The 14031-nt window shown below is 62.1% G+C and carries 11 protein-coding genes; all 11 read left to right on the plus strand.

The features are described 5' to 3' along the window. The first annotated feature begins 143 nt into the window (after positions 1 to 143). Complete coding sequence (locus AC04P6_RS01140; RefSeq protein WP_475564756.1) at positions 144 to 3167, plus strand: CotH kinase family protein; 3024 nt, start codon at positions 144 to 146, stop codon at positions 3165 to 3167. Positions 3168 to 3239: 72 nt separating this feature from the next. Beyond that, the gene (locus tag AC04P6_RS01145; RefSeq protein ID WP_475564757.1) at positions 3240 to 4556 is read left to right on the plus strand and encodes a replication-associated recombination protein A; all 1317 of its coding nucleotides are present in this window, start codon (positions 3240 to 3242) and stop codon (positions 4554 to 4556) included. Positions 4557 to 4601: 45 nt separating this feature from the next. Further along, a complete protein-coding gene (locus tag AC04P6_RS01150; protein WP_475564758.1) occupies positions 4602 to 5195 on the plus strand; it encodes a DUF948 domain-containing protein in 594 nt (197 codons plus the stop codon). Continuing rightward, complete coding sequence (locus AC04P6_RS01155) at positions 5195 to 6619, plus strand: AI-2E family transporter (RefSeq protein WP_475564759.1); 1425 nt, start codon at positions 5195 to 5197, stop codon at positions 6617 to 6619. Before AC04P6_RS01150 ends, AC04P6_RS01155 begins: the two co-directional genes overlap by 1 nt. 161 nt (positions 6620 to 6780) lie before the next feature. Continuing rightward, positions 6781 to 9420, plus strand: a complete 2640-nt coding sequence (gene alaS, locus AC04P6_RS01160) for an alanine--tRNA ligase (protein WP_475564760.1) — start codon at positions 6781 to 6783, stop codon at positions 9418 to 9420. Next, entirely contained in the window at positions 9420 to 9881 is a 462-nt protein-coding gene (ruvX, locus tag AC04P6_RS01165) for a Holliday junction resolvase RuvX (RefSeq protein WP_475564761.1), read from the plus strand. Before alaS ends, ruvX begins: the two co-directional genes overlap by 1 nt. Positions 9882 to 9907: 26 nt before the next feature. Further along, a complete protein-coding gene (mltG, locus tag AC04P6_RS01170; RefSeq protein WP_475564762.1) occupies positions 9908 to 11044 on the plus strand; it encodes an endolytic transglycosylase MltG in 1137 nt (378 codons plus the stop codon). A 10-nt stretch (positions 11045 to 11054) separates the two neighbouring features. Further along, positions 11055 to 11591, plus strand: coding sequence for a YqeG family HAD IIIA-type phosphatase (locus tag AC04P6_RS01175; RefSeq protein WP_475564763.1), 537 nt, complete (start codon positions 11055 to 11057; stop codon positions 11589 to 11591). A gap of 119 nt (positions 11592 to 11710) precedes the next feature. Beyond that, a complete protein-coding gene (gene aroC / locus AC04P6_RS01180) occupies positions 11711 to 12880 on the plus strand; it encodes a chorismate synthase (RefSeq protein ID WP_475564764.1) in 1170 nt (389 codons plus the stop codon). A gap of 4 nt (positions 12881 to 12884) precedes the next feature. Further along, positions 12885 to 13433, plus strand: coding sequence for a shikimate kinase (locus tag AC04P6_RS01185; RefSeq protein WP_475564765.1), 549 nt, complete (start codon positions 12885 to 12887; stop codon positions 13431 to 13433). Continuing rightward, positions 13415 to 14031: 3-dehydroquinate synthase family protein (locus AC04P6_RS01190; protein ID WP_475564766.1), on the plus strand; the 617-nt coding region annotated here is incomplete at its 3' end. The genes AC04P6_RS01185 and AC04P6_RS01190, both read left to right, overlap by 19 nt.

Here is a 14031-nt window from a genome sequence, read left to right on the forward strand (position 1 = left end):
TCTCTTTTCGTCGAATAATTGTTTCATTCGCGGTGTCAATTCTTGTGCACGGCTTGATGTCTGAGTATCCTGACGCTATTGGTTGTCTATCGGGGGCTCGTGTGTTCAGTTTGTCTTCAGTTGTTCGCTTGCGCTGGTGCGCTTTGTGCACCGGCGTTCTTTTTGCATGCCTTTCGTTCGTTCCCGCATCGTATGCGGCTGAGGAAGCGGGCTCCGCTGATGCGATTGTCCCGCAGGTAGAGGAGGCTATCGAGGAAGACGTCGACGAGCCTAGCCAGTCTTCTGAATTTGCGGGCGATGGGAAAAGTCTCGATGGGGAGGCGTCGCTGCAGCTTGCTGCTTCGCCCGCATCTGGCGATGTCGCAGCGGCAGCGGCCGAGCCCGGCGAAGGCCAGGAGGCAGATGGGGAAGAGCCAGCGGCTGCTCCGTCTGCGGTAGGCGAGGAATCTCCCGCAACTGCGGCGCTTGCCGCCCAGGCCGAGGCCCAGCAACCAGCTGCCGCGACAAGCTCCGAAGGTCTTGCGGCTGCTTCGGAAGCTTCCTACGAATCGACCCATCAGAACGTGTATCGCCTGTACAACCCCAATTCGGGAGAGCACTTCTATACCATCTCCCTCGACGAGGCCGTTTCGGTATGCGAATCGGGGTGGCGTTGGGAATCCGTTGGCTGGGTCGCTCCCACAACGGGCAATGCCGTGTATCGCCTCTACAACCCGAATGCGGGCGACCATCACTATACGTGCTCCACCGCCGAACGCGATCGCCTGAAAGCGCTCGGCTGGAAATACGAGGGTATCGGCTGGTATTCCGATTCTGCGTCTCAGCTGCCCATTTACCGCGAATACAACCCCAATACGCTTGCGGGCGCGCATAACTTCACCGCAAGTTCGCAGGAGGATATCTCGCTTGGCAAGGCGGGTTGGAAGCGCGAAGGCGTTGCATGGTACGCCACGGACGGCTCGGTAATCGCCATCCAGGGCCGCTGGATTACCACGTCGGCGTGGGGTTCCAAGCGGACGATCTGGCTTTCTTCCGACGGCACCATCGCGCGTTCCCGCATCGTGAGCGCTTCGGAGGGCGCGGGCGTCGATTGCTACGTCGATGCTAACGGCGTGGTGCAGAAGGGGCTTGTGACCCTCGACGATGGCGCGACGTATTTTTCGGGCTCCACCGGCGAGCTTGCTCCCACGTTCTCGGCCGTTATCTCCAATGCCCAGGGAACGATGACGCAGACACTCGTATCTTCGTGCGCTGCCGGCGGCGTGTATCTCTTCCTTCCGTCGTATGCGTCAACCGATTCGGTTGCGATAACCGCCCGTACGCTCGACGGTGCCACGGCTCGCGTTGCCATCTCGGGAAATGGCGTGTCCGTGGTGGTGGAGAACGCCACCGTCGTTAGTCTTGCGTCGCTTGACGCGCTTCTTGCATCGCAGGGTGGCGCTACGTTGGCGATGTCGTATGGCAAATCGGCTACTGCCACGCTTGTCATCATGAAGTCTGCCGCCATCGATGCCCTGTTCGTGACGAGCGCCGACGCCGATGCGTGCGGTCGTGCGTACGTGGAGGCCAGTCCCGATCATTCGGTGAAGGCGAATGTCGCCATAGCGCTTCTGAATGCCGCGGGTGCGGTGGTCTACGATGCCGACGACCTTGCATCGGGCGTGTACTCCACCATCAAGGGGCGCGGCAATTCCACGTGGAGCTTCGGCGCGAAGAAGCCGTACCAGATTTCGCTCTCCTCGAAGTCCGACCTTCTGCAGACGGGCGACTCGTCGAACAAGGCCAAGAAATGGGTGCTGCTCGCCAGTGCGGCCGATGCCACCATGCTTCATTCCGCCATTGCGTACGACATCGGCCGTGAGTTGGGAATGCTTGGCATGGAGGGCATGTTCGTCGACCTGTATTACGATGGCGAGTATCGCGGTACCTACTATCTGTGCGAGAAGGTCGAGGTGAAGTCGGGCCGCGTTGAAATAACCGACTTGGAAAGCGCGATTGAGAAGGCCTGCAAGAAGGCGGGCGTCGACGTGAGCACGCTGCCCACCGCGCAGACCGAGAACAAATTCGGCTACACGTTCCAGTATGTCGAGGGCGCCGCCGATCCAAGCGACATTACGGGCGGGTATCTTATCGAGCGCGATGGCGCGTACTATGCCTCCGAAGCATGCTGGTTCAACACGAGCGTGGGCTACTTCGTGGTGAAGAGCCCCGAGTATTGCTCGCTGGCGGCCATGAAGTACATCAGCGAATACGTGCAGCAGGCCATCTACAACCTCTCCGAAAACGTGTTCTACGAAGATGGCAGCACGCCCGCGTTCGATCTCGAATCCCTGGCGACGACGTACGCCGTGAACGAGTTCTTCAAGAACATCGATGCGTTCTATTCCTCGACGTATTTCTACAAAGACGTCGACCCTGCCGAAGATACGTATGCGCCCCTGATGGCGCAGCCGCTGTGGGACTTCGACGCCTCCATGGGCCTGCGTATCGACTGGCCCACGAACGCATTCCGCTCGTACGAAGGGTTCGTCTTGCCCAGTGCGGGTTGGGTGAACGAAAGCTCGGTTCTGCTCGAGCGTGCGCGCGAAATCCTCGTTGAGTCGATTTGCCCCCTGGTGGATAAGGTGCTTCTGGGCAATGCGAATGCGACGGGCTCGAACGGCATCCTGCATTCGATTGCGTATTACCGCGGCCTCATCGCCTCTTCCGAGCGCATGAACGAGGTGCTCTTCGGGCTGACGAGCTTCGGCAACGAAATCGAGCCGTTCGAAACGTACGACGCCAACGTCTTGTACCTTTCGAATTGGCTGAAGTGGCGCTCGAAGTGGGTGTCGCAGAACATCGATGCGCTCGTCGCCGTAGGCGACTCCGTCGTGAATCCCACGAGCGTCTACAACGGCGTCGACTATTCCGACGTATACGATTTCTACTACTACCAGGCCAAGAACCCCGACGTGGCCGCTGCCTACGGCAACGACTACGAAGCCACGCTGAAGCATTTCGTGCTGTGCGGCATGGCCGAGGGGCGCCTCGCTTCGTACAACTTCAACTGGGCCGTGTATCGCGTGCGCTATGCCGATCTGCGTGCCGCGTTCGGCACCAACAAGGAGGCGTATTACCTCCATTACATCCAGCATGGCTTCTACGAGGGGCGCGCGGCTGCGTAGGGCTTGTCGCGCGAACGTGACGTTCCCGTTGCATAACGGGGCGTCTCGTGCCGATATGCTAAGCTTGCGCTCATGGATACACTTTTCAGCGAAATAGAAAACCAGGCGCGCCGTTCGGTCGCGCCTCTTGCCGTGCGCATGCGCCCCCGTTCGCTCGATGAGCTGGTGGGGCAGCAGGAAGCCTGCGGCGAAGACAGCTGGCTGCGCGCCGCTATCGACCGCGACGACCTTACGAGCGTCATCCTGTTCGGGCCCGCGGGCACGGGCAAGACCTCGATCGCCCACATCATTGCGGAAAGCACCAAGGCGACCTTCGTGGAGGTCTCGGCCATTGGCGGCACGGTCGCCGATTTGCGCCGAGAGATTTCCGCCGCGGAAAAGCGGCTCACCTCCAGCGGCTTGCGCACCATCCTGTTCGTCGACGAGATTCACCGCTTCAACCGCAGCCAGCAGGATTCCCTGCTGCATGCCGTGGAAAACCGCATCGTCGTCTTGGTGGGCGCCACCACCGAGAACCCGTTCTTCGAGGTGAATTCCGCGCTTCTTTCGCGTAGCCGCGTCGTCGAGCTGCATGGCCTTTCCGATGGCGATATTTCCGAGCTGCTCGACAACGCGCTTTCCGATGAGCGTGGCTTCGGGGGCCGTTACGTGCTTGCGCCCGAAGCGCGCGAGCGCATCGCCCTGCTCTGCGGTGGCGATGGGCGCTCCGCTCTCACCACGCTCGAGCTCGCGGCCGCGCTCGTCGAGCCGGGCGATTCCGCGAACCCCGCCACCATCGATTTGAGCGCCGTCGATACCGCAACGCCATACCGCAGCCTTCCGTACGACAAGAACAAGGACATGCATTACGACGTCATCTCGGCGTTCATCAAGTCGATGCGCGGCAGCGACCCCGATGCGGCCCTGTATTGGCTCGCGCGCATGATCGATGGTGGGGAAGACCCGAAGTTCATTGCACGTCGCATGATGATCGCCGCGTCGGAAGACGTGGGCAATGCCGATCCGCAGGCCCTGCTCATCGCGCATGCTGCATTCAAGTCGGCGGAAGTTATCGGCTATCCCGAATGTCGCATCAACCTTGCGCAGGCGGCCATCTACCTGGCGCTTGCGCCCAAGAGCAACGCCGCGGAAGCGGGTATCGATGCGGCGCTTTCCGAAGTGCGCAACGGCCCCGCGCGTCAGGTGCCTTCGTACCTGCGCGACCGCCATCGCCCCGGTTCGGAAAAGTACGGGCAGTACAAGTACCCGCACGATTATCCCGCTGGCTGGGTCGACCAGCGCTATCTGCCCGATGGGCTGGAGCCTGGATGCTTCTTCAACCCCACCGAACGTGGGTGGGAAGGGTATCGCATGGACGTTGCCAGGCGCGATCGTGGCCCACGTCGATAGTGGTAGAATTAGACAGTATTCCCTACGCGCATACAGGAGGATTCCATGGACGCGTCTTCGGTTGTCGGCATCATCATTCCCATCGTGTTCGCCCTCGTTGGCGTGGCGCTCATCTGGCTCATCATCGAGCTCGTCAAGGTGGTGCGGAATGCTAACGCCATGGTCCTTTCCGCTCAGGAAAAGATCCTCCCCACGCTCGACCACGTCGAGAAGATCACGAACGACCTGCAGCCCGCGGTCGAGCGCGTCGACCCGCTCGTAGAGCGCGTGTCACTTACGGTCGACGCCGCCAATCTCGAGCTCATGCGCGTCGACCAGATTCTGGAAGACGTGTCGGAAGTCACCGACACCGTTTCCAGTGCTGCCGGTTCCATCGATTCCATCACCAAGGCTCCCGCTAGCCTGGTGAACTCCATTTCCTCGAAGGTGAACGACGTGCTGAATGGCCGCAAGTCGAGCGATGTCGCCGAGGAGCTGGCTCGCGTGAAGGCCGAATCCGAAGCCGAGGCAGCCGCGCAGGCCGCAGCCGAGCCCCAGCCCCAGCAGGCCCCCGCACCTACGGAGGCTCCCGAAGAGGCTCCCGCCGAGGAGGAGAAGGGCTCTAGCTACTTCACGTACGGCAACGGCAAGGCTGAATAATGCCTTCCGCTGCAGAGGAAGAGAAGAGCGCTCCCGCAACCAGCGGCCCTAAGGCCGCAGAACCTTCAACCGCTAGCCAGAAGCTCGCTACCTGGCGTATTCGCGCGCTTACGGTATGGACGCTCATCGGTGCGGCCCTGCTCGTGTACGCCTTCGGCGTCCTGCTGAAGGTCATGGAGCTCCCCGTGGGCATCGCCATCTGGACGGGCATTATCTTCTTCTGCCTTCGTGGCTTCGTGAACGGGCTCTCGCGTCGTGGCATGGCGCGTTTCTGGGCCGTCGTTTCCGGCTACGCTTTGCTCGCGGTGGTTATCGCCGCTGTGGTGGTGCTCATGTCCTCGCCGTTCTTCGGCATTGGCGATCAGTTCGTCAGCCTCGTGCGGGATATCCCCGCATACGCGAACGACCTTGGCGCCATGTACCAGTCGTTCATGAGCGAGCACCAAGACCTCCTCACCAACCCAACGGTGAACGAGCTGGTGAACAACGCCGCCGTCGCTGCTGCCGAGTGGGCGAATGGGCTCGTCACATCCAGCGTGGGCGCCATGGCCTCCATTGGCTCGGCCGTTTCCGGCACGCTCTTCTGCCTTGGCTTCGCCCTGGTGGTAGTATTCTGGCTGCTCCTCATTTCCCCCGATGCGGGCCGCGAGGTCCATCGCGTGCTGGGCGATAGGCATCAGGAGGGCCTGTCGTTTCTGCATCTCACGTTCACGCGCGTCGTGGGTGGCTACATCAAGGGCACGGCGCTGCAGTGCGGCATCATCGCCGTGGGGTGCGCCATTGCCTTCGCGTTGCTTGGCATTCCCAATGCCATCGCCTTCGGCATCATCACGGGCTTGCTGAACATCATTCCCGTCGTGGGCCCCTGGCTTGGCGGCATCGCGGCCGCTGGCGCCGCTCTTCCGTACAGCCTTCCCGTTGCGGCGGTGTCAGTCGTCATCACCATTGCGATCCAGCAGGTCGTGTACACGTTCATCAGCCCGAAGATCATGTCGGAGTCCGTCGACGTCCATCCCATGCTCGTCATCTTCGCGATGACCATCGGCCTGGCCGCGGGCACGCAGATGAACGGCATGGTGGGCGGTCTCACGGGCATGCTTCTGGGCATCCCCGTGGCAGCCATGAGCAAGTCGATGTTCGTGTACTTCTTCGAGAAGCGTACGGGGCGCACCATCGTGGCCGAGGATGGCGTCTTCTTCAAGGGCGTTCCCTCGCAGGAGGGCTCCGCCGACCCTCGTCTCGATGCCGTTTCGCCCGTGAAGCTTTCCACGCGCCTGAAAACGGGTGTGCGTCGCGCTGCGCACAAGGCTGGCGAGTCGGCGCATCATGCCATGGAAATCGCCGAGGAATCCGCTCACCATGCGGTCGATTCCGTCGAGGAATCCGTCGATCGCCTCATGGATTGCGACGATTCGAAAAAGTAGCGCCCCATCTTCTATTGATTTGCGGAAACTTCACGTACTCGCGTACGTGTATCTAGACGCGCGTTAGAATGTACGTTCGGAAATCAACGGGGCCGTGGGCGTAGCCATTGCACGTGCGGCTCTCGTGCATATACTGGGCAATCCAATGGCAGAGGAACCACATGCACTACATGACTACCGCCGAAATACGCGAAGCGTATCTGCATTACTTCGAGGAGAAGGGCTGCAAGCGCATGCCTTCCAGCTCCCTCATTCCCGACGACCCCAGCCTGCTGCTCACCAGCGCCGGCATGGTGCAGTTCAAGCCGTACTTCCTGCAGCAGAAGCACCTGGAAGCGCCCTACATCGGCACCACCACGGTGCAGAAGTGCGTTCGCACCAACGACATCGACATCATCGGCACCGACGGCCGTCACCTGAGCTTCTTCGAGATGCTCGGTAACTTCAGCTTCGGCGAGTACTTCAAGAGCGAAATGTGCGCATGGGCCCTCGACTTCAGCGTGAACGTCCTTGGCCTGCCCATGGAAAAGCTCTACTTCACCGTCTTCGAGAACGACGACGAGACGATCGAGATCTGGAAAGACCTCGGCGTCGAGGAAAGCCACATCACGAAGCTCGGCGAAGACGACAACTTCTGGCGCGCTGGCCCCACCGGCCCCTGCGGCCCCTGCAGCGAAATCTACTTCGACCAGGGCCCCGAAGTTGGCTGCGGTAGCCCCGACTGTGCCCCCGGTTGCGATTGCGACCGCTTCCTCGAGTACTGGAACTGCGTGTTCACGCAGTACGACGGCCAGGAAGACGGCACGCTCGCGCCGCTGCCCAAGAAGAACATCGACACGGGCATGGGCCTCGAGCGCATCGCCGCTATCATGCAGGGCGTGCAGAGCAACTTCGACACCGACGTGCTCCATGGCCTCATCGAGGTGGGCGAGCGCCTTTCCGGCAAGAAGTATGGCCAGGAAGAGCCCGTTGACATGGCGCTGCGCGTCATGGCCGACCACGCCCGCTCCGTCACGTTCATGATCGCCGACGGCATCCTGCCCTCCAACGAGGGTCGTGGCTACGTTCTGCGTCGCCTGCTGCGCCGCGCGGTTATGAAGGGCCACCTGCTGGGCATCGAGGGTGCATTCCTCGCCGCCTTCGTCGACAACATCATCGACGTCATGGGTCCCGTTTACCCCGAAATCGTCGAGAACCGCGAACTCATCCACCGCGTCGTCCTGTCCGAGGAAGAGCGCTTCGGCGCCACGCTCCGCCAGGGCCGCACGTTCCTTTCCGAAGAGCTCGAGGCTCTGGAGGGCACCACGCTTTCCGGTGAGGCGGCGTTCACGCTGCACGACACCTACGGCTTCCCGCTCGAGGTCACGCAGGAAATCTGCGCTGAGCGCGGCATCGAAGTCGACGTGAAGGAATTCGAAACCTGCATGCAGCGTCAGCGCGAGCGCGCGCGTGCCGCCACCCAGGGCGATGCCGAAGCGGCATGGAGCACCTACGATGGCTCCATGAACGCCATTCTGGAGGAAGTGGGCGCCACGGAATTCTGCGGCTACACGCAGAACCAGGCCGAGGCTACCGTCGCCGCCATCGTGCGCGATGGCCAGCGCGTCACCGAACTGCGCGCGGGCGAAGAGGGCGGCATCGTCCTCAACGTCACGCCCTTCTATGCGGAAATGGGTGGCCAGGTGGGCGACACCGGCACCATCTCCTGCGAATCTGGTCGCGCTTCCGTAACCGATACCAAGCAGCCCGAAAAGGGCCTCTACATGCACTATGTGCGCGTTGAAGAGGGCGTCCTTTCCCAGGGCGGCGTCGTGAGCGCTGCCATCGACGCCCTTCGCAGGGAACGCATCCGCCGCAACCACACGGCCACGCACATCCTGCACCGCGCCCTGCGCGAGGTTCTGGGCGACCACGTGAAGCAGGCTGGCAGCCTCGTTGCCCCCGATCGCCTGCGTTTCGACTTCACGCACTTCGAAGGCGTCACGCGCGAGCAGCTCGACCAGGTCGAGGAACTCGCCAACCGCATCATCATGGAAAACCATCCCGTCAGCACGAGCGAGATGTCGCTCGACGAGGCGCGTGAGTCCGGCGCCACGGCGCTCTTCGGCGAGAAGTACGGCGAGTCCGTGCGCGTCGTCGACGTCGACGGCTTCAGCAAGGAGCTCTGCGGTGGCACGCACGTTGCCAACACCGCCGAAATCGGCTTCGTGAAGATCACGGTCGAGCAGAGCGTTGGCGCGAACCTGCGTCGTATCGAAGCCGTGAGCAGCTTCGATGCCCTCGCGTACATGGCTCGCGTCGAGTCCGAGCTGCGCACCACGGCTTCCGAGCTGAACGTGCCCCTCTTCGACGTGAACGAGCGCGTGGCTTCCACGCTCGCAATGCTGAAAGACCTGCAGTTCAAGAACAAGCGCGCCCGCCAGGCTGCGGCCGCCGGTTCCCTCAAGCAGATCGTCGACGAGAACCTCAAGCGCGCCAAGGCTGGCTACCAGCTTCTGGCCGTGCGCATCGACGGCATGGACGCTGGCGCGCTGCGCAACTCCTGGGATATCTTCCGCAGCCATGCGGAACCCGCATGCGCGTGCGTGTTCGTAAGCCTGAATGGCGAGACGCCTCTCATCATGGCCGCTGCCACCGACGAGGCCGTCGAGCAGGGCTTCAACGCTGGTGCTCTCATCAAGAAGATCGCTCCTGCCATCAAGGGCGGTGGCGGCGGCAAGCCCACGATGGCCCAGGCTGGCGGCAAAGACGCCTCGGGTCTCGATGAGGCGCTGCGCCTTGCTCTCGAGGAGCTCATGTAGTGAGGGTCATGGCCCTCGATATCGGTCAGGTTCGCTGCGGTATCGCGATTTGCGATCCGCGCGAATCCGTGGCCAGTCCCGTGTGCGTTCTCCCCACGAACGAAGTGGTGGGGAACGCCTCGTCGTTCCGCCGCGTTCTGGAAGACTGGGAACCCGACATGCTCCTTTCCGGCCTGCCGTACACCATGGCGGGCGAGGAGGGGCCCCAGGCGAAGCGCATCAGGGCCGCGGCGTCTTCCATTGCGAAGGCAACGGGCCTTCCGCTCGAATTCACCGACGAGCGCCTCAGCTCCAGCGAGGCGAAACGCTCGTTGCGTGAAAAGGGATATCACGAGCGCGAGATGCGCGGGAAAGTGGATATGATAGCCGCGAGCTTGTTCTTGCAGGCTTGGCTCGATGAACGCCGTTCGCGCCGCGAGGCCGAAGAGGGCGCATCGTCATCGGGTGGCGGCGTAAGGTAAATCGTCCGAAAGGTTTGTGCTTCTCTATGGCTCTTCATCGACGCGTCACGTACTCATCGCGTTCCAGCCATGCAGCGCGTCATGCGCATGCCCGCGGCGCGCGCGAATTCCGCACGTACGATACTTCGATGATCAAGCCGAAGCGCCAGCATGGCCCCTTCGTGTTCGGCATCGTGCTGGCCATCGTCTTGGCGCTTATTCTCGTTTTCTCGTTCCGCTCGTGCGTGGGTTGCTCCACTGCCGACGTGCTGCCCGAGGGAACGCAGGCGAGCTTCACCATCGACCAGGGCGAATCCACTACTTCCATCGCGCAGACGCTTGCTGATTGCAAGCTCATCGCGCGTACGTCCGATTTCACCGATGCGGTGAAGGCCGCAAATGCGGAAAGCTCCCTGAAGCCCGGCACGTACACCATTGCGGGCGGCACGAGCGTGCAGGATATTATCGACCAGCTCGTGGCTGGCCCCAACCTCGTCACGTTCACCGTGTCCGAAGGCCTTACCCTGCAGCAGACGGCCGACGTCGTGGCGCAGGCCTACGATGGTTCCATCACGTCCGAAGAGTTCATGGACGCTGCGAGCAATGCCTCTGCCTACGTGGGCGATTATCCGTTCCTCGAAGGTGCGTACAACAACTCGCTCGAGGGTTTCCTCTTCCCGAAAACGTATAGCATCCAGTCGGCCGATACGGCCGATACGGTCATTCGTCGCATGCTCGATCAGTACGCGCAGGAAGTTGCAACGCTCGATTACTCGTATCCCGAAAGCAAGGGGCTTTCCGCCTATGACGTGGTGAAGCTGGCCAGCGTGGTGCAGCGTGAAGCCGCTTCCGACAATATGGCCACGGTTGCATCCGTGTTCTACAACCGCCTTGCCTCGGGCATGGCGCTGCAGAGCGATGCCACGGTTGCCTACGTGGTTGGTCACGATCCCACGCCCGACGACATTTCCACCGACAGCCCGTATAACACGTACGCTCAGAAGGGCCTGCCCGCTGGCCCCATCTGCTCGCCGGGCCTAGAGGCTCTGCAGGCAGTGTGCTCGCCCGACCAGACCAACTACCTGTACTTCTATTTCGCCCCGAATGGTCAGGGTGGTACCGACTATTACTTCAGCGAGACGTTCGAAGACCATCGTGCCGCCATCGAGGGCTCGTCGAACTAGGAAGGCTTCCATGGGCGTGGTGCATCCCGATAGGTATTTCGCGCGCATATCGTCTATCGATGTGCAGAAAGACCTGCTGGATTGCGGCTTCGTCAACGTGCTGCTCGACATGGACAACACGCTCGTGTCGCGCGCTTCGGGCGAAGTTCCCTCCGACGTGCGCAACTGGCTTCGACGCGCTAAGAACGCTGGCGTAAGCTTCTGCATCGTGTCGAACAACTGGCACGACACGCCGCGCATCCACGGTAGGGAGCTGGGCATTCCCGTCGTCGCCAAGGCGTGCAAGCCGTTGCCTCATGGCTTTCTGGCTGCCCGCGCTGCGCTTGGGGCGCGTAGCAAGCAGACCGTCGTCATCGGCGATCAGCTGCTCACCGACGTTCTGGGCGCGCACATGCTGGGCATGCAGGCCTATCTCGTCGCGCCCCTTTCCGAGGTCGACTTGCGTCATACCGTTGCGTTGAAGCCCCTACGCGAAGCGCTTCTGGCAGGGCGCGTTCCCGAAAACGAACGAGCCGCATCGCCTTCCTCGTCGGACGTTCGCAATTAGGCGATTCCGCTCATCGCGCCGCTGATTTGCTCCTTTCGCGGCGCATCTTGACTACAGCCCGCTGTAGTACGTACTCGTGCTAGAATCACCCTAACATCCACAGCGACGTGAGGAATCTCATGCAGTTCGTTACAGCAGGCGAAAGCCATGGTCCGGCGCTCACAGCCATCGTAAGCGGCGTGCCCGCCGGCCTTCGCATTTCCGAATCACATGTCAACTCCGACCTGAAGCGCCGTCAGTCTGGCTATGGCCGCGGTGGTCGTCAGAAGATCGAGACCGACCATATCGAAATTCAGTCGGGCGTTCGCTTCGGTGTCACGCTCGGCACGCCCGTGTGCCTGCGCGTTCCCAACCGCGATTGGCAGAACTGGACGGACCGCATGTCCGCAACGGGTTCCGCGCCCAGCGACCTGGTGCGCGAAGTTACCCCGCGTCCTGGCCACGCCGACCTCGTGGGTATCCTGAAGAACAACTCCGACGATTGCCGTAACGTGCTCGAGCGTGCCAGCGCGCGCGAGACCGCGGCCCGCGTGGCTGCTGCCGGCATCGCCCGCGAGTTCCTGGCCGAACTGGGCGTCGAAGTGTTCAGCTACGTCACGTCCATTGGCAGCGCGCGCCTCGAGGAAAGCGACCCGTTCATGCGCTGCGCTGGCTATAACCTGGCCGATATCGAGTTGTCGGAAGTGCGCTGCCCCAACGTCGAAGTCTCCCAGAAGATGATGAAGATGATCGATGTGGCACGCATCAAGGGCGAAAGCCTGGGTGGCACGTTCCGCGTCGTCGCCACGGGCCTAGTTCCGGGCCTGGGCGATTTCTCAAGCGGCGCCAGCCGTCTTACCAGCAAGATTGGCGCGGCCCTGTTCGGCATTCCCGCCATCAAGGGCGTGGAATTCGGCATGGGCTTCCAGGCTGCTTCGCTCGAAGGCAGCCAGGTGCACGATCCCATCGTGCTCACGAGCGATGGCTTCACGCGCACGAGCAACAACGCGGGCGGTCTGGAAGGTGGTATGTCCACGGGCATGCCCCTCGTGGTCACCTGCGCCATGAAGCCCATTCCCACGCTGAAGAACCCGCTCGAAACGGTGAACATCGACACGATGGAAGTCGCTCTGGCCAGCAGGGAGCGCAGCGACGTCTGCGCCGTGCCCGCTGCCGCCGTGGTGGGCGAGGCCGAAGTTGCGTTCGCGCTGGCGGCTGCCTATGCCGAAAAGTTCGGAAGCGACAACATGCACGACATCAAGTCGAATATGGCTTCCTACCTGGAACGCATACGCACGCAGTCGCGGTAGAGCCATGGAACGAACGCTGTACATGCTCACACAGCCCGTGTTCCTCATCGGATTCATGGGTGCGGGGAAGACGACCATGGCGCGTCGCCTCGCGCGTGAGTGCGGCCTCATCTGCGCCGACACCGATCGCTGCATGGAGCGCAAGTACGGCATGAGCGCGAAGGAGCTCTACGAGCAGGCGGGCGAGGAGGGCTTCCGCCAGCTGGAAGCCGAAACGCTCGAGGAATTCGTGCAAGGCGAGCCGCGCATCATCGCATGCGGTGGCGGCATCGTGATGGGGGAGCGCAGCCGGGAAATCATCAAGACCTGCGGCTTCGCCGTCTACGTGCATGTCACGGCCGACGAAAGCGCCGAGCGTATCAGCAATCACGATTCGCGCCCGTTCTTCGACAGCATGGAAACCGTGCGCTCGGTGAACGAGGTGCGCGTTCCGCTGTACGAGGAGCTGGCCGATGTAACCGTCGATTCTTCAAGTCGCACCTCGGGGCGCATGGCGTTCGAGGTGAAGGATATTCTCATAAAGGAGGGCGTACTGTGCCCAGTACGAAAGTAGTGGTTAATTTCGCCGACAAGCCGTCGTACGACGTGCGCGTAGGCGATGGCATCCTGCGGGGCATCGGCCAGCGCGTACGCGCCACGTGTCCGCGTGCGCATCAGGCGCTCGTCATCACCGATTCGAACGTGGCCCCGCTGTACCTCGATGCCGCGGTTGCCAGCCTGAAGGCAGAGGGCTTCCGCACGTCGAGCATTACCGTTCCCGCAGGCGAAGAGAGCAAGAGCGTTGCCTGCCTTTCCGAAATCTGGCAGGCCATGGCGCAGAAGGGGCTCGATCGCTCGGCATGCGTCGTCGCACTCGGTGGCGGCGTCGTGGGCGACCTGGCGGGCTTTGCCGCCGCCACGTACATGCGCGGCATTGGCTTCGTGCAGGCTCCCACCACGCTTCTGGCCATGGTCGATTCCTCCGTGGGCGGAAAGACGGCCATCGACCTTCCCGCCGGGAAGAATCTCGCGGGTGCGTTCTACCAGCCTTCGTATGTGTGCGCCGATGCCTCCACGCTTGCAACGCTGAACGAGCGCGAATGGGCGTGCGGTTGCGGCGAGATCGCGAAGTCCGCGGTTATCTCGGGCGACGATTTCTTCTTCTGGCTTAC

It is taken from the genome of Denitrobacterium sp., from assembly GCF_056180635.1.